This is a genomic window from Armatimonadota bacterium (genome assembly GCA_035527535.1).
In the GTDB taxonomy this organism is placed as follows: domain Bacteria; phylum Armatimonadota; class Hebobacteria.
Genome location: DATLAK010000118.1, coordinates 1 through 16,651, shown reverse-complemented (window position 1 = coordinate 16,651; position 16,651 = coordinate 1). Strand labels below are relative to the sequence as shown.

General features: G+C 71.1%; 12 protein-coding genes. 2 read left to right on the top strand and 10 right to left on the bottom strand.

Annotation, left to right across the window (positions count from 1 at the left end; genetic code table 11):
* Positions 1 to 660, top strand: a 660-nt coding sequence (locus VM221_08590) for a M24 family metallopeptidase (GenBank protein ID HUT74876.1), incomplete at its 5' end; no start/stop codon positions are given.
* Positions 657 to 1,958, top strand: coding sequence for a M20/M25/M40 family metallo-hydrolase (locus VM221_08585; GenBank protein ID HUT74875.1), 1,302 nt, complete (start codon positions 657 to 659; stop codon positions 1,956 to 1,958). The genes VM221_08590 and VM221_08585, both read left to right, overlap by 4 nt.
* Before the next feature lie 101 nt (positions 1,959 to 2,059).
* On the opposite strand, the gene VM221_08580 is transcribed toward VM221_08585, so the two are convergent.
* From VM221_08580 to VM221_08535, 10 genes are all read right to left on the bottom strand, one after another.
* Positions 2,060 to 4,960, bottom strand: coding sequence for a VWA domain-containing protein (locus VM221_08580; GenBank protein HUT74874.1), 2,901 nt, complete (start codon positions 4,958 to 4,960; stop codon positions 2,060 to 2,062).
* Between the two features lie 2 nt (positions 4,961 to 4,962).
* Complete coding sequence (locus VM221_08575; GenBank protein ID HUT74873.1) at positions 4,963 to 6,783, bottom strand: BatA and WFA domain-containing protein; 1,821 nt, start codon at positions 6,781 to 6,783, stop codon at positions 4,963 to 4,965.
* A gap of 1 nt (position 6,784) precedes the next feature.
* Positions 6,785 to 7,753, bottom strand: a complete 969-nt coding sequence (locus VM221_08570; GenBank protein HUT74872.1) for a DUF58 domain-containing protein — start codon at positions 7,751 to 7,753, stop codon at positions 6,785 to 6,787.
* 2 nt (positions 7,754 to 7,755) lie between these two features.
* Positions 7,756 to 8,769 carry an AAA family ATPase gene (locus VM221_08565; GenBank protein ID HUT74871.1) on the bottom strand — a complete coding sequence of 338 codons (1,014 nt, stop codon included), beginning with the start codon at positions 8,767 to 8,769 and terminating at the stop codon, positions 7,756 to 7,758.
* 14 nt (positions 8,770 to 8,783) lie between these two features.
* Positions 8,784 to 10,547 (bottom strand): hypothetical protein, encoded by a 1,764-nt coding sequence (locus VM221_08560; protein ID HUT74870.1) that lies wholly within the window; start codon positions 10,545 to 10,547, stop codon positions 8,784 to 8,786.
* Positions 10,531 to 12,147, bottom strand: a complete 1,617-nt coding sequence (locus VM221_08555; GenBank protein ID HUT74869.1) for an ABC transporter permease — start codon at positions 12,145 to 12,147, stop codon at positions 10,531 to 10,533. The genes VM221_08560 and VM221_08555 overlap by 17 nt, the downstream gene beginning before the upstream one ends.
* A 2-nt stretch (positions 12,148 to 12,149) precedes the next feature.
* On the bottom strand, positions 12,150 to 13,088 hold the full coding sequence (locus VM221_08550; GenBank protein ID HUT74868.1) for an ABC transporter ATP-binding protein: 939 nt from the start codon (positions 13,086 to 13,088) through the stop codon (positions 12,150 to 12,152).
* A 1-nt stretch (position 13,089) separates the two neighbouring features.
* Positions 13,090 to 13,935 carry a hypothetical protein gene (locus tag VM221_08545; GenBank protein ID HUT74867.1) on the bottom strand — a complete coding sequence of 282 codons (846 nt, stop codon included), beginning with the start codon at positions 13,933 to 13,935 and terminating at the stop codon, positions 13,090 to 13,092.
* 42 nt (positions 13,936 to 13,977) lie between these two features.
* Positions 13,978 to 15,960 (bottom strand): hypothetical protein, encoded by a 1,983-nt coding sequence (locus VM221_08540; GenBank protein HUT74866.1) that lies wholly within the window; start codon positions 15,958 to 15,960, stop codon positions 13,978 to 13,980.
* Between the two features lie 301 nt (positions 15,961 to 16,261).
* Positions 16,262 to 16,651: BRCT domain-containing protein (locus tag VM221_08535; GenBank protein HUT74865.1), on the bottom strand; the 390-nt coding region annotated here is incomplete at its 5' end.

Genomic DNA, 16,651 nt, shown 5'->3' with positions numbered 1-16,651 from the left:
CCGTACATCGTCGAGGCCTACCATATCACCGAGCAGGCTATGCAGGCGGCGCTCGCCGCCGCCGCCCCCGGCCAGCGCGAGTGGGAGCTGGAAGCCGTGGCTCGCACCGTCATGCTCGAGCTGGGGGCCGAGGGGATGGCCTATCCCGCCTGGGTCTGCTCCGGCCCCAACACCCGCCTCAGCCTCTGTCGTTCCACGGACCGCGCCATCGAGCGCAACGATTTGGCGCAGTTCACCTTCGGCGCCAAGTACATGGGCTACTGCGGCAACATGTGCCGGCCGTTCTCCATCGGCGTGCCCCCCGCCGCCGCCCGCAAGCTGCAGGAAGTGGCCCTGGAGGCCATGCACTACGCCCTCGGCGCTATCGGCCCCGGGGTCGCGGCGCGCGCGGTGTTCGCCGGCTACCACGACCTCCTGGCGCGCTACGGCTTCGAGGAGTTCACCCTCTACGGGCCGGCGCACGGCACCGGCAGCACCGAGGTCGAGGGCCTGTGGCTGGCGCGCAGCGCCGACTTTATCATCCAGCGCAACATGGTTTTCAACGTGGACATCTGGCTCTCCGACGGCGAACACGGCCTGCGCTACGAGGATGGGATCATCGTCACCGACGACGGCGTGCGCGAGTTGACCAGCTACCGCCGCGAGATCATCGTGCTATGAGCGCGGTCGGCCCCGAGGCGATCCGTGACGCGGTCGCCCGCCGCGCCGATGACATCGTCGGGTGGACCCAGGAGCTGGTCCGTTTCCCCAGTGAGAACCGCCCCCCCGCGGGCGACGAGGGCCCCGCTCAGGAGTTCATCGCGGGCGCGTGCCGCGCGCAGGGCTGGGAGGTGGACCTCTTCGCGCCTGATGAGGTGCCGGGGGTCGCCGAGCATCCGGCATGGCTGTGCGGCCGCACCTACGGCCAGGGCCGCCGCAACGTGGTCGCGCGCTGGCGGGGGGAGCGCAGCGGCGGCCGCCGCCTGCTGCTGAGCGGGCACGTGGACGTCGCCCCCTACGAGCCGGACGACTGGAAGGTGTGCCGCCCGTTCGCGCCCGTGGTCAAGGACGGGCGCCTCTACGGCCGGGGGGCCGCGGACATGAAGGGCGGCCTGGCCGCGGCCTTTTGGGCGCTGCGGGTGCTGCAAGATCTCGGCTTCGAGCCGGCGGGCGACCTCCTCTTCGAGAGCTTGGTGGACGAGGAGTTCGCGAGCGGCAACGGCGCCCTGGCGGCGCGGCTGCGCGGCCCGCGCGCGGACCTGGCGGTCATCGGCGAGCCCACGCGCATGGAGGTCTGCCCCGCCTGCCTGGGGGCCTTCCTGGGCGAGCTGACTATTGCCGGCGCTGCCGGCATGCCCTACACGGGTGCCGCCATTCCCAATCCCCTCCACGGTGCGGCGCGCGCGATCGCGCTTTTTCGCCGGTGGCAGGAGCAGTGGCGCGCGCAAAACCATCACCCGCTGTTCGCTGCTCCGGGCAAGGAGCTGAACGTCCTGCTGTGGCGCCTGGACACCACCCGCCGCGGCGAGTTCGCGCAGATGGGGACGCCGCTGCAGGCCACGCTGGCATGGATCGTGTGGTGCCACCCCGGCATGACCGAGGAGGAATTCTATCTCCGCTTCCGCGCCTTCTGGCGGGAACATGGCGCCGCCGACCCGGAATTGACGCCGTTCAGGTTGGAGCTGCAGCCGACCCACCACTTCGTCCAGCCGTGGGAAACTCCGTCGGATAGCCTCGGCGTCAGCGCGACCGTCGCCGCCTTCGAGCGATACGCGGGGCGCCCTCCCGCCATCGGCGGCGCGCCGTTCTCCTGCGACCTGGGGCTCTACGGCGAGGTGGGACCGATGCCCTGCCTGCTGCTGGGCCCGCGCGGCGGCAACTTGCACGCGCCCGACGAGTGGGTGGAGACCGCCGACCTGCTGACGCTGACCGGGGTCTATGCGACCCTGGCGGCGTCCTGGTGCGGAGCGGCTGCATAGACCGAGATCACTCGTGGGGTGAACGCTTCATGCTCGGAATGCATGATCTCGGATAGACGGGACAAACCCTTGCTATCCTGGGCGGCGGCAAAGCCGCGGGATCAGCTCGTCTCCTCGCCGTCGCGCTCGCTGTGGCGGCGGCGCTTGGAGGAGACCAGGCGGCCGGTGGTATCAAGGCCCTGGGCGGCCGCGGGCGCGGCTGCCGTTTCCTCGGCCTGCGCTTCGGCGACGACAGGCTTCCCTGGAGGTGGCGCCGACGGACGCTCCGCAACCGCGGGCGGGGGACGCGGCACCCCGGTCGCGACGGGCGGGACCGCCCCCTGGGCGCGCGCGTGCCCCACGCGCACCCGTCGCGTACGGTCGAGCAGCGCGCTGGTTGGCGCCGGCGCCACGTGTGGCTCCCGCCTCAGCCTCGCCCGCAATCCCGCAACCCCTTGCGCGAGCTGCGCCCAGCTGATGACCAGCCGCCGCACGGCGATGTCCAGCGGCCACAGCACCAGCGCGGCTGCTAGCAGCCAGTGCCACAGGTCTTGCGGGTAGCGCGCGGCCGCAGCGGGCTCAAAGACGCGCTTCGGCTTCAAGTCAACCTTGCCGCCCGTGCGCCGCGCGAGCTCGCTCAGCAGGTGACGGTCGGGTTCGAGCCGGCGGTATTCGGCCGGGAAGGGCACGGCCGCTCCAGCGGTCGCCACCGCGGCGCCGGCTTCGGTGACGCTGACCACGTATTGACCTACCGCGCCGGCGGTGAACTTGGCTTCGTAGCGGCCGGGGGCGGTTTGTTTCAGATCGAGCGTTTGCCCCGACGAGTCGGGGTCCGGGGCGACGACCTTGGCCTGGAGCTGGAGGAAATCGCGGAACTCCCCGGTGGAGGTGAGGGCGTCCACCGCCACGGTTCCCTCGCCGCGGTCAATCTTCACCGTTGGGCGCAGGCCGGAGTCGCGGCTCAGGCGCATCATCCAGCGCACCGCCTGCGGCCAGAACTTGCCATAGCCATCCCACCCCAGCCAGTGCGCTCCCCAGCGCGCTCGCGCGTCCGAGGTGAACGCGATGGAGCGCCCCAGGCCATAGCGCCAGGCGGCGAACAGCGGGTCGCCCTGGGGGGTGCTGAGCGGCACCGATGCCAGCGGCTTGGGCGCGGTCGCGACATAGCCCAGCAGCGGCGGCGCCTGCCCCCAGTTGATGCCCGCGACCGTCTCGTGGCGGCGCACCTCGGGCACGAACGGCTCCTCGACGATGAGGGAGCGGGAGCTGAGTAGGATGTCGCGGGTGAAGATGCGCGGGAGCTGGTGCCCGGCTGTCGCCAGGTAGAAGCTGCCGCCGCCGGCCGCCGCCAGGCCCTGGAGGAACCCGACATCCTTGCCCTGACCGAAGGCGATGGCGGTGGTGGTGATCTTCTCCCGGTTCATCGCGGCGGCCATCGCGATACAGCCCTCCTGCTCGTCGCAATCATCGCCGTCGGCGAGCATGACGACGTGCTTGGTGCGTGCCTCCGCGCTGCGCAAGATGCTATAGGCCTGCTCCAGGGAGGGGCGACAGTAGATGCCCCCGCCGCCGCTCTGCATGCGCGCGATATCGCTGATGATGTCGGCGCGCTGGCGGGCGCGCCGCAGCGGCGCGAGCACGGTGGAACCCTGGCCGCTGACCACCACCGCGACCTGGTCGCTGTCCTGCAGCGATTCGACGGCGGCGATGGCCGCCTCCGCCTCCAGGCGGATCTTGGGCTGGCCCCCCTCCATCATGCCGGTGCTGCCGGAGGTGTCCATCACCAGCACCACCGCCGCCGCCGGGAATACCCGGTACTTGCGGATGGACATGTTGACCGGCAACACGTCCTCAATCGGCGTCTTGAAGTACCCGCCGGCGCCGAAACCGTATTCCCCGCCCAACATGCCAAAGCCGATCCCGAGGTCCGACACCGCGCGCTGGATCAGCTTCATCTGCTCCGGGTGCAGCGCCATCGCCGGCACCTCCGAGAACAGCACCGCGTCGTAGGCGGCAAGCTCCGCCGCCGTCTTGGGGATGCCCGCCAGCCCTACCACGTCCACCGCGATGTCGTGCTCTGCCAGCGCCTGGCGCAGCGGCGCGGCCATCTGCGCCTCCCCCTCGACATAGAGCACCCGCGGCTTGCCGCGCACGGTGGTGAACGCCAGTCCGCGGTTATTCTCGGGGTAGGCATCGTGGTCGCTGTCCAGCAGCACCTGGAAGCGGTGGAACCCGGGCCGGTCAATGCTCTGGGTCAGCGCCAAGACGTTCCTGCCGGGGGCCAAGCGCACCGCGCGCGCCTCCACCGGCGCGCCATCGCGGTAGGCGCGCAGCGTCACCTCGGTCTCGCTCGTCGCCGACACCACGACGCGCAGGTCGAACGGCTCCCCCACCCGCACCTGCGGCGGCGCCGTCATCTCCTCCACCAGCAGCTCCCGCTGCGGTCGGCTCGAGAGGCTGACACAGCTGACCTCGATCCCCATCGCCTGCGCCGACAGCGCCTGATCCAGCGCGTCCCCACGGGTCTCGATGCCGTCCGACAGCAGCACCACTCGCTTGCCGCAGCGCGGCGGCAGCACCGCGAACGCCAGCCGCAGCGCCGCCGCGATGTCGGTCTCGTCCGCCGGCGGCCGCGAGTGAATGGTGGTCACCCGGGGCCGCGCCGCCGCCGAGACTTCCAGTGACGGCTCGCCGCCGAACACGACCAGCGCCGCGCGATCCTCGGAGCGCATCTCTCGCACCGCCCGCGCGATGTAGTCGAGCGCGCGCGCTTGTGCCTGCGCGTCCACGCTGCGCGAGACGTCGAGCGCAAACACCACCCCCATAGCGCGCGTGTGATAGACCGCCTGCAGCCCCGCCAGCGCCGCCACCAGCAGCCCCAGCGCGACCAGGCGCAGGCCCAGGGCGACGCGGCGGCGACCGCGGCTCAGCCCGGCCAGGCTCCCACGCGCGGCCCACCAGCACACCGCCGCCAACGGCGGCAGCAGCGCCAGGTACCAGGGATGGGTGAATGCGATTCCCACGGTCAGATGCGCCTGTGATAAACGAACCACTCGACGGTGAACAGCGCCAGCACCGCCAGCACCGCCCAGCGCCAGTACTCCTGGGTGCGCTGCGGGCGCTCGCCGGCCGTGCCCACGCGCGCGCCGGAGAGGTTGAGGGCATCGCGCGGGGCGATGTCGGACTCGCTTGCGTCGAGCAGGTTGGCAGCGGCGACGGCTCGATATGCGCCCGCCCGCGCCTCGTAGACGCCCACCCGCTCGAGCCTCAGCGCGACCGCCCCGCCGCTCGCCGTCGCCCGTGTCGTCTGGCCCCCCGGCGTCGTCAGCTCAAGGGTCGAGCTCGCCGGCGGGGTCAGCGCCCACACCTGCCCGGTGCGCATGTTGGCGAGCGCGGCCACGCCCACATCACCGGTCAGCCAGCCGATGCAGTTGCCGACGAAGATGGGGAAGCCGACGCGCAGGACAAAATCGGAATCGAGCAGATCCCACGCCAGGTAAATGGCGCGGACGCCGTCGCGCTCGCCCACCACCACCAGCGGGGTATCGCGCGCGAACACCAGCGGCCGGCCCCAGTCCAGCGGCGCGGCGACCTGCGCCCGGTCAATGCTCAACTCGGAGAAATCAACCGCGCGGGTGATGGGGTGGTCGCGTTCCCAGCGCGTGACCTGCGGGTGCCGCACGCTCCCCGTGGCCGTGACCGGCGCCCCCGCGCCCGCGGCACCGATGAAGACGAAACCGCCGCGCGCGGGCAGCTCGGCCGGGCGCATGCGGTCGCATACAAAGAGATCGTACGATCCGCTGTTGGCGGACTCCGGGGCGGCGGAGCGCACAAATGAGACGCGGGGATCGAGCGCCAACGCGTGCTGGAGGAAGAGGTTGCCGCGGGTCAGCAGCAGCCCCCGCGCCTGCTTGCCGGCAGCCAGCAGCAGATGCGCCTGGTTGTCGGCCGCGAGGTGGTCATTCACCTCCAGCCGCACCGCCACGCGCGATGCGCCCGCGGGCGCCGCGAACACCTGCGACAGTTCCCGGCCCGCCGCCAGGCGCAAGCGCCGCACGTCCACCAGCTTGCCGTCGGCCTCGATCTCGAGGTCGAGGGACCGCTCGCGCGCAGAGAAGTTGCGCACCGCCGCCAGCACCAGCGGGCGTCCGTCCGGCCCCGCACGCGCATCGAGCGCGGTGATGGCGACGTTGTCGTCGTCCTCGCCGATGCGCACGAAGGAGACCGTCGCGGGATCGCCGGCCGCCTCAATCTCGCCAAAGCCTCCGTCGCTCAGCATTACCACTCGCCCGCCGTCTCGCCCGCGGATGAGCGACAGGCCAAGCCGCACCGCCTCGTCGGCCCGCGCCGGGCAGTCGGTGACAGCGATGCCGCGCAGCGCCGCGCGCAGCGCCGACTTATCGCAGGTCAGCGGCGCCGCCACCCGGGTCGGGGCCCCCGCCACCACCAGCGACAGCTCGTCGTCACGCCCCAGCCCCTCGATAAGTTTCCGCGTTTCGGCCTTGGCGCGCTCGAAGCGCGAAGGGCGAACATCGGTCGCCCCCATGCTGGCGGAGGCGTCAAGCACCACCGCGATGCAGCGCCCCGAGACCCCCGCCACCGTGCGATAGGGCCGCGCCAGCGCCGCCAATAGCGCCAGCGCCGCGGCGATCTGGAGCGCCATCAGCCAGGTGGCGCGCAAGCGGCGAAAGGGCGCATTGGCCTGCATCTCTTGCAGCGCCCGCCCCCACAGCATGAGGGAGGACACGCGCCGGTCCTGGCGCCGCAGGCGGAAGAGGTAGAGGACGATGATGGCGGCGATGACGGGGATCGCCCATAACAGCGCGCCTGGCGCGAGAAGATGCATGTCAGGTCACCAGCCGCTGCCGCCACAGTGCGCGCAGCGCCAGCTCCTCGAACGACTCGCCGGCGACCAGTTGCACGCCGTTGATGCCGTAGCGCAGGCAGAAACGGTGGAAGCCGGACTGGTGCTCGTCCAGCCGCCGGCCGTACTCGCGCAGCAGCCCCCGGGTGATGCTGATTTCACGCGCCTCACCCGTCTCGGCATCTATCAGGCGCAGGTCGCCGGCCAGCCCCGGAGCGATCTCCTCCGGCGCCAGCACCTGCAGGGCGGTCACATCGTGGCGCCGTTGGATCAGCGCCTTGAGCCCCTGCTGGTAGTCGGGCGCCAGGAAGTCGGAGATCACCACCGCCACCCCCGGCTTGACCGCCCGCACCGCAAACGCCTTGAGCGCGCCCGCGAGGTCGGTGGCGCCGCCGACCGGCAGCTCAGCCAACCAGCGCAGGCACTGGGGCGCGCACCCGCGCCCCCGCAGCGGCCCCAGGCGCTCCCCCAGCCGCGGCGCGAATCCATAGACCGACAGGCGATCGAGGCTGCACAGCCCGACATAGGCGATGGCCGCCGCCGCCTGCCGCGCGCACCAGGCCTTGCTCGGCTCGCCGAACGACATGGATTCGCTGGTGTCCACCAGCACGGTTACGTAGAGGTCCTCCTCCTCGACGAAGAGCTTGAGAAACAGGCGCGACAGGCGCGCACATGCATTCCAATCGAGATGGCGCGGGTCGTCGCCCGGGACGTAGTTGCGGAAATCGGCGAACTCGACCGAGGCGCCGCGACGCGGGCTGCGGCGTTCCCCGCGCTGGCGGCCGAGGAAGGTGCGCCGCGACACCAGGCGCAGGCGCTCCAGGCTGCGCAGGAACCCGGGCGAGAGCAGGGCGGCTAGGCCTGCGGCCGCCGTGGCGGGCAAAGCCCTAGCCACTTCGGCTGCGCCCTCGCGGGGCGGCGCGGGTGCGCTGGCGGGGTGCGTATCGGCCACGATCATACTTCCAACGCGGGGTGGGCGACGGCCGCGGTTTTCAGCGCGTCGGCGACCAGGAGGTCGGGGGCGACGGCATCCGCCTCGCCCTCGAAATTGAGCACCAGGCGATGGCGCAGCGCCGCCGCGGCCACCGCGCGCAGGTCGGCCACGGCGACGTTGTAGCGGCGGTCCAGCAGCGCCTGCACCTTGCCCCCCAGCACCAGCGCCTGCCCTGCCCGCGGGCTCGCGCCGTAGCGCACGTAGCGCCGCACGCTCTCCGGCGCCGACTCCTGGTCCGGGTGCGTCGCCAGCACCACCCGCATCGCAAGCTCCTGCACGTGGGGCGCGATTGGCACCGACCGCACCAGGCGCATCATCTCCAGCACGCGCGCCCCGGTCAGCACCGGCTCCACCGTGGGCTCGGACGCGGAGGTGGTGCGATCCATGATGACCCCGAGTTGCTCCAGGCTCGGGAACGGCACCAGCAGCTTGAACAGGAAGCGATCGAGCTGCGCCTCCGGCAGGGGATAGGTGCCCTCCATCTCGATCGGGTTCTGCGTCGCCAGCACCAAGAACGGCTCCTCCAGCCGGCGCCCGGTGCCCGCGACGGTGACGGAGTGCTCCTGCATCGCCTCCAGCAGGGCCGACTGCGTCTTGGGCGTGGCGCGGTTGATCTCGTCGGCGAGGACGATGTTGGCGAACACCGGCCCCGGCTCGAAGCGGAACTGGCGCCCGCCGCTGTCGCTTTCGTAGAGGATGTTGGTGCCGGTGATGTCCGCGGGCATGAGGTCGGGGGTGAACTGGATGCGCGAGAACTCGAGATGCAGCGCCTGCGCCAGGGTGCGCACCAGCAGGGTCTTGCCCAGCCCGGGGACGCCCTCCAGCAGCACGTGCCCGCCCGCGAAGAGCGCCGCCAGCGTGCCGTCCACGATTCCCTCCATGCCGACGATCACCCGCGCGACGGCGCCGCGCAGCGACGCGAAATCCGCGCGAAACCGCTCCGCCTGCGCCTGCGCCTGCGCTGCCTCATCCATTTCGCTCTCTCCGTTCATTCCGCGGTCAGCGCGTCGAAATACCGCTTGACCCGCGCCCGCTGCTCCGGCGGCACTTCCTCCCGCCGCAGCGCATCCTCCGCCCGCTCGCGATAGCTCGGCAAGACGCGGAAGTACGGCACCTTGCCCCGCTCCCCGCCGGACGAGGGGGGGACATAGACTTCAGTCGCCGCGACGTCGCCCCGGTCCCCGAACTGGCCGCGGATATTGACGTCGCTCAGCGGCACCGTCGTGCGCTGGGGACTGCCCGTGGGCCGGTCCACCATCCCGGGCTGGTAGCGGCTGCGGCTGTCGCCGGGACCGATGCCGGGACCGATGCCGCTGCCTACGCCCGGGACCAGGCCCATGCCCGCCCCCAGCCCCGGCAGCAGCCCCAGCCCGGCCCGGCATCCCTGGCATCCTGCGCAGCTCTCGCATTCCTTCAGCCGCTTCAGCAGCTCCTCGATGTCCATCCGCGACAGCCTCTCCGCCGTCGCGCGCAGCCTCTGCGCCAGCTGGTCCAGGTTGGTGTTTTTCAGCAGCTCCGCCAGCTCCTTCAGCTCGGCTTGCAGGCGTTTCAACTCCTCGTCGGTGAGCGGGGGCGCCTTCCCCGCCTGCTGCGCCTCCAGCCGCTCGCCCAGCTTCTCCATCACCGTCTGCATCAGCTCCAGCGCGGACAGGTAGTCCTCCTTGGCGAACAGCTCGCTCAAGGCATCGAGGAGGTCCTGCGGCAGCTCCAGGTTCGCATACAGTTGGCGTGCGCGCTCGCGCTTTGCCAGCTCCGCGAGCCGGCGCATCTGCTCCTCGCTCAGCCCTTTCAACTGCGGCAAGTGCTTGAACTTCTCGAAGTCCTGGGCCGGCAGCTCGGCCAGTTGCTCCAGGGTCTCGACCTCCTTCAGCCCCGCCTGTTTGAGCTGCGCCAGGTCGCGCAAGTCGCGCAGACGGTCGGCCTGCTTCGCCACCACCTGCTGCTCGGCGAGCCGAGACAGCTCGGCGCCGGCCTGGGCGAGCGACTTGGGCGAGTCCTGCTCGATCTGGGCGCGCGCCGCGGCGAGCTGGGCGGCGGTCTCCTTCAGGCGCATCACGGCGCGCTTCTCGGTCATCGCCGGGCTGCGCAGGTCGCGGCCGAGCCGGCGCAGGTTCTCCGCCACCTGTCTGGCGAGATCCTCGGTCGTGGGGTCGGCGCGTCTTTCGAGCTCCGCCGCCAGGTCTTCGAGTTGCTGGGCCTGGGCCCGGCGCTCGGCGCGAGCGGTGCGCGCCTGCGCCGACTGCAAGGCGGGCCATTGAGGCAGGAAGATCGCGAGCGCGAGGGCGGCGCCCGCCGCCGCGGGCGGCCACACGCGGCGCCCGAGCCGCCGCTTGAATACCCGGCGCGGAGGCGCGGCCGTGATGTGTTCCGCCGCGTCGGCGATGAGGGCCGCGGTCATGGGGTGTGCGGACTCGCCCAGAGCGACGGCGCTGGCGCTGCGATCCTTGATGCCCAGGCGCTCGTCCGCCGCCGCCGCGACCGCGAGTGCGCCTGGCGGATGGGTGAAGCTCCATGCCCAGGCCGCCACCGCGGGAACGAGCGCGACCGCGGCATACCACCACGCGGCGGGGGCGACCAAGTGGACGATCTCGAGCAGGCGCACCGCCGCGCCCAGGCCCAGACCCGCCGCCAGCCCCCGGCTGGCGGCGCGCTCGGCGCGCAGCCAACGCGCGCGTCGGCGCAGGCGCCCCACCGCCGCGAGCAGGATCGCAGCAGGAGCCTCTGCCGGTGCATTTTCAGCCCTGGTCGCCATCGGCTGCCTTTCGCCTCCGCCGACGGAAACTCGTCCCCGCGCCCGCGAGCCCAACCAGACCCGCGGCGATGTAGATGCCGGAGGTGACGGTCACCGCGCTTCGCAGTGAGCTGTAAAGGTGTACGCCCTTGATGGAGGCAAAGACGCCGGCCAGATATAGCGCCGCTACCGCCGGATTGAGATGGACCAGGGCCGCGCCCGGCATGGGGGCGCCGGAGGCCGCGGCGGCGGCGGCGCCGCCGGCGACGACCAGCGTGACCAGGTAGGTGATGACTATGCCGACAGCCACCGTCACCCGGCCGCGAAAGCCGGGCATGGCGAGGGCCATCCACATGCCCACCATGCTCAGCCCGAAGGTGGCGGCGATGGTGAGGATGATCATTCCCCAAAGCGGTCGCAGCCCAGCGGCGGTCAAGGCGGGGACGAAGTATCGCAGCCCGCCGAGGATAATGCCGCCGCCGGCGAGCGCGAGCAAAGCGAGGAAGGGAAACGCCGAACGCACCTGCGGCTGCAGCCAGCGGCGGGGTGACAGGCCACCCGCCAGCCAGCGCGCGAACCCTTCGCGCGGCGGATCGTTGATCTCTCCGACCGCGATCACGGGGGTAAGCGCCATGACCAGGGTGATGAGCGCGAAGAACGCCACGCCAATGGAGCGGCGTACGTCCGCCGGGGCGTGCGACGCGCGCAGGCCCTCGCCGAGGTTGCCGACGGCCAGGGCGGTGAAGATCACGAATAGCACCAGCATGAGCCCGCGTACCTTGATGCCGCATCGCCGGCCGAGCAGGGGCAGACGCTGCGACGCGGCGGCGGCAAGCAGCAGCGCCGTCAGCACCAGCAGCACCGCGGCCGCCGCGCCCGCGGGCGTGGGATGGCCGTAGACCGGCGGCGTCTCGGTCGCGTAGAAGACGGCCGCAACCGGGTTGAGCGCGGCGAAGACCGAAGGGCCCGGAGGATAGCTGCTGCCAAGCATGGGATTGGGAAGGATGATGAGCACCGCCGAGCCGATCATGAAGGCGCCCATGGTCGCGTAAGCGCCCACCACCGCGACCAGGCTGCGGGCGACCAGGCTGCTCCACCACAGGCCGATGGCCGCCAGCAGAAGCGCGGTGAGGGCGGCCAAGCCGTAGCTCCAGAGGACTTCCGCCGGCGACACGCCGCCGAACAGCAGGCACAGGGCGGCCAGGGGCAGCGAGGTCGTCAGCAGCAGGGCGGCGAACAGCCACGCGCTGAGCAGCTTCCCCAGCACGACCTGCCGCGAACGCAGGCGCGTCGAGGCCAGCATGTCATAGGTCTTCTGCTCCAGCTCGCTGGAGACCGCGCCCGCGGTCAGGCCCGGCACGATCAGCGCCACCAGCACCGCCTGGGTGATGAGTATCGCCTTGTACAGCGTGCGCCCGAGCTGGAAGCCCATGGGGCCGTAGGGGTTGACGCTGAGTCCCGCGCTGGCAGCGTAGGCGAAGCCCATCACCACCATCATGGCGAAGACATAGCCCGCCTGCAGCCACGCCGGGCGCGCGCCGCGCATGCGCGTGCGCAGCTCCTTGACCAGCACCGGACTCCACAGGTGCAGCCGGTCGGCCATCGCGGACCGCGTACCCATCGTCAACTCACGATCCCGCGCGTGACGCGCATGAAGACATCCTCCAGGTCGGCCTCGGTCTCGTGGAAGGCGACCACGGGGAAACCGCGCTCCACCAGGCAGCGCAGCAGCGCCGCCTGCTCCACGCCGCTGCTATCGCAGTGTGCGACGACCGTGTCATCCTGCACTTGCGCGGAGGCGATGCCGGGATAAGTTTGCAGGAAGTCAACCACCGCCGCCAGGCCCCCGTCGGCGGTGCGGATGCGCAAGGTGGCGGCGCCCACCACCTGGCGCATGATCTCCTGCACCCCGCCGCTGACCAGCAGCCGCCCCTGCTCGATAATGCCGATCTTATTGCAGATGTCGGCCAGCTCGGGCAGGATGTGCGAGGATACGAACACCGTCTTGCCCATGCGCGTGAGCTCGCGCAGCAGCTCCTTGATCTCGACGCGCGCGCGCGGGTCGAGGCCGGAGGCGGGCTCGTCCAGCAGCAGCAGCTTGGGGTCGTGCACCAGGGTCTTGGCCAGGCACAGGCGCTGCTTCATGCCGCGCGACAGAACGTCCACAAAGGTATCGCGTTTGCCGCCGAGGTCGGCGAGCTCCAGCACGTCGTCAATGATGCGCCGGCGGCGCGCGAACGGAATGCGGTACGCGGCGGCGAAGAAGTCGAGGTACTCGAGCACCGTGACGTCGTCATAGACGCCGAAGAAATCCGGCATGTAGCCGACAACGCTGCGGACGTACTCCACCTGGGTGCGCACATCGGCGCCGTCCACGCGTACCGTGCCGGCGGTGGGGTCGAGCAAGGTGGCGATGATGCGGATGGTGGTGGTCTTGCCGGCGCCGTTGGGGCCGATGAAGCCGAAGCAGTCGCCCGGCGCCAGCGACAGCGCCAGGTCGTTGACCGCGACTACATCGCCGAAACGCTTGGTCAGCCCTGCCATCTCCAGTACGGCGGCCATGTTACCTCCCGGCGCCAGCCGCACTCGTCTGCAGCCAGCGGTCGAACTCGGCGAACTCGTAGGCGGCCAGCCCCATGATGATAAGGATGGGCAGGATCGGAAAGACGAACGATCCGACGATGGTGATGATCGCCAGTTGCGCGACCCCCAGCGTGGAGACGTCGGACGCCAGAATGTACCCCCCATACAGGAGGAACGTCAGATCGAGCCCCAGCGTGATCGCGAGCAGGAGCAGCGCTACCGCACCGGAGGTGACGGTGCTGCGGTAGCGCAGGGAGGCGAAGACGCCGATGGCCGCCCCCTGGGCGATCCACAGCAGCGACGCCGCGAACAGCCAGAACGCGCCGGGATAGGAGCCGGAGCCGGAGCCGAAGCCTGCAACCTGCCCCGCGGGAGCGAACAGCAATGCCAAGACATCAGGCGCGGGCCCGGCCATCAGATGATCCGTGTGCAGCAGCCATATCCACAGGCCGGGCGCTAACACCCCGGCTGGGACCGCGACCTGCCACATCACTCCCAGCACCTTGCCCGCGATGATGTGCCGCGGCCGCAGGCGGGTGATGATCACCTGCTCCCAGGTGCGCACCTCGCGCTCCCCCGCGACGCTGCGCGCGCCCACCAGGGCGGCGGCCACGGCCATGGTGACGCCCCACATCACCAGCAGCGATGCGTTCGCGGCATTACCCTTGCCCCCCGGGATGAACCACAGGCTCCACTTTGCGAGGAGCGCGACGCCCCCCGCGGAGCCGATCAGCGCCGCCAGCTTGACGTACCGCGGCCACGTGCGCCAGAACCGCAGCCGCGCCTCCCGCCGCACCACCGGGTTGTCCGTGATCAGACTCCGCATCAGGTTCACGCCCAGCGTCGTTCGCCGGTCCCCGCGCACGCGCTACTGCAGCGGCAGCCGCACGAGCATGTACGTTTCACTGTCGTAATCGCGCGCATGCCCCACCTCCACAATCACGGGGGAGCGCGCAAGCCTGCACACCAGCGCCACTTGGGTCGGCGTCTTGGCGGGCGCCATCAGGGAGGCCTCGGCGTGCCCCAGCAGCACCCCGACCTGGTAGAGACTACCGGCGGAGCGGACGGCCAGGTCGAGGTGCACCTTCTTGCCGGGGGGCAGGTCCCCGAGCTGCACCATTCCGGTCGGCCCCGGCAGCACCGGCACCACCACGCACGCCCCCCGCAGCGTCTGCAGGCTGGCGTTCTCGATCCATCCGGTGAGGTCGCCCGCGGGGGAGCATCGGACGACGGCGCGGATGGGACCGCCCAGCTCCACCACGCCGTTGGCGACGAAGGTTCTCATTCCCCACATCGGTATCCGGGCATTCTCCACCCAGGCCTCGCGCTCATCGCGGAAGACGCCGGCATCCGCGGCGGGGCCCTGGGATCGGCCGAAGGGATCGGCACCGGTCTCGCTCACCACGGCGCCGGGCAGTCGGACGTGGATATCGTAGGACCGGCGCACGGGCGAGAAAACGCCGAAGTGGCTCATCGCCAGCGCCTCGGACGAGCCCTCCCCCGCCTCCAGGATCGTCGCTTGCTTGACCAGCAGCCGCGGGCCCTTGACCGCGTAGCCGAAGGCGTAGGCGCCGGCGCAGAACACGGCAACGATGAGGGGCGTGGTGGCCCATGCCAGCTCGCGCCGCTTCAGGCGCCCGAGCGTCCAGTAGTTGACCGGGATCAGCAAGACGAAGTAGAGGCCGAGGAAGCCCCACACCGCGATGACGGGCGGCGTCTGCACCTGCTTGATGCCGGTCAGGGCACCGCGCAGCGAGGTCGACAACTGGGAACCGTAAACCGTACCAGAACCGTACCAGAGAGAGGCGCCGATGAGGTCGCCGAGAGAATAGACGCGCGCGCGATCGTCGAACATGTCGAGCCACAGCTTCTCCTGCCCCCCCCACGCGGCCAGCGGCGGCTGTGAAGGATCGAAGGCCCAGAAGGTCACCGTGCCGGACCCGACGCGCCCACGCACGATGATGGGCACGCCCGCTTCCTGGGCCAGCACTCGCGTGCCGGGCTTGGGCAGGCCGACGGCGACCGCCGCGGGCTCCGACACCGCCGGACCGTAAGCCGCCAGCCCGCTGCGCAGCGTCACCGATGAAGAGCTTAGCCCTTCAACCGGCAGCAGGCCGGCGAAGAATGGGTGTTGCAGCCGGGCGACGTCGGCGCCGCCGGTGATGACGAGGTTGCCGCCCGTGCGCACCCACGAGGTGATCGCCGCCTGGGTCGCGGCGCTGAGGTCACTGGCGAACAGGGGCCCCAGCGCCAGCAGGTCGGCCTGGTAGTAGGCCAAAGGGGACTCGGGCAGGCGCTCGGGGCGCACGTGAACGGGCACAATCACGCCGGGCGGCGCGGGCCCCGCAGGGGTGCCGCCGCGAGAGGAGTGCTGCGTCAAGCGAATACGCCTGGTGTTGGCCAGGAATTGCAGCGCGCCCGGGGCGAAGCCGACAGCGACGAGCATGGTCTGGGACTCGTCAATCGGGGTGATCGCCGCCTCGCGCGCGGCGGCGCCGGGGAACACCGCCGCCGGGCGTGCGCCCATGCGACTCGCGTCGCGCCAGAAGAGGTCGTATCGCTGCTGCGAACCGCGGGGCAGACGCACGAGACATGCGCGCTTCTCGCAGCGGCGCGCGACCGACCGGTCGAGCGGGGCCAGCAGCAGCAGCCCCTCCCGCTCGGGACCGTCGTTCGCCAGCTCGACCGCAACCGTGGACCAGTACTCGGTTCTGGCCACTCCGTCGAAACCATAGGTGATGCGCGTGCGCACGTCCGCCGCTCGCGCGCTTGAGACGCCGACAACCAGCATCCCCAGCGCGATCCCGGCGACTCGCAGGCCAACACCCATCGCGGCGTGCCCCGCTCTCACTCCATGGTTCCCCCGTTAGCGCGGAGTGCCAGAAGCTACGTTGACGATAACGCGAACCGGGCCCGGCCCCTAGCCCCGACTGCCTCGGGGCGGGGTGGCGGTCGCGGAGCGACCTAGCCACATCACCTACAGCCAGTTAGACGGCGCCCGCGGGCTATTAGTTCGGTCGTCCCCAACGCGGTTCCTGCCGGCCCCTAGGCGGCGAAGCCGCCGGGGTGGCGGTCGCGGAGCGACCTAGCCACGCGGAACCGGCGACCCGCCTCGCCGGCCCGCATGCGTTGCCAACGCGTCCGCAGACGTTCTACACGGCTCTCTCTACCAACTTGCGAAACTCGTCTTCGTCGAGGATGGTGACGCCCAGGCGCCGGGCCTGGTCGTACTTGGAGCCGGGGGATTCGCCGGCGACGACGTAATCGGTCCGCTTGCTGACGCTGGCAACGGCGCGGCCGCCGAGGCTGCGCACCCGCTCCTGGGCCTGCTCGCGCGTGCAGCCTGACAGCTCGCCGGTGAAGACGAAGGTCTTACCCGCAAGCGGGCTGGCCCCCGCGGCGGCGGGCGCGCGCGGAGGCGGCATGACCCCCGCCTGGCGCAGCTTCACGAGCAGGGCCTTGGTCTGGCGCTGACGGAAGAAGACGGCGATGCTTTCCGCGATCACCGGCCCGATGCCTTCGATCTGCGCAAGCTGCTCCTG

What these genes read in the sequence shown, in the direction of transcription:
- VM221_08585 (HUT74875.1), top strand. Translation starts at nt 657, where the DNA reads ATGAGCGCGGTCGGCCCCGAGGCGATCCGTGACGCGGTCGCCCGCCGC.
- VM221_08575 (HUT74873.1), bottom strand. Translation starts at nt 6,783, where the DNA reads ATGCATCTTCTCGCGCCAGGCGCGCTGTTATGGGCGATCCCCGTCATC.
- VM221_08565 (HUT74871.1), bottom strand. Translation starts at nt 8,769, where the DNA reads ATGGATGAGGCAGCGCAGGCGCAGGCGCAGGCGGAGCGGTTTCGCGCG.
- VM221_08560 (HUT74870.1), bottom strand. Translation starts at nt 10,547, where the DNA reads ATGGCGACCAGGGCTGAAAATGCACCGGCAGAGGCTCCTGCTGCGATC.
- VM221_08555 (HUT74869.1), bottom strand. Translation starts at nt 12,147, where the DNA reads ATGGGTACGCGGTCCGCGATGGCCGACCGGCTGCACCTGTGGAGTCCG.
- VM221_08550 (HUT74868.1), bottom strand. Translation starts at nt 13,088, where the DNA reads ATGGCCGCCGTACTGGAGATGGCAGGGCTGACCAAGCGTTTCGGCGAT.
- VM221_08545 (HUT74867.1), bottom strand. Translation starts at nt 13,935, where the DNA reads ATGCGGAGTCTGATCACGGACAACCCGGTGGTGCGGCGGGAGGCGCGG.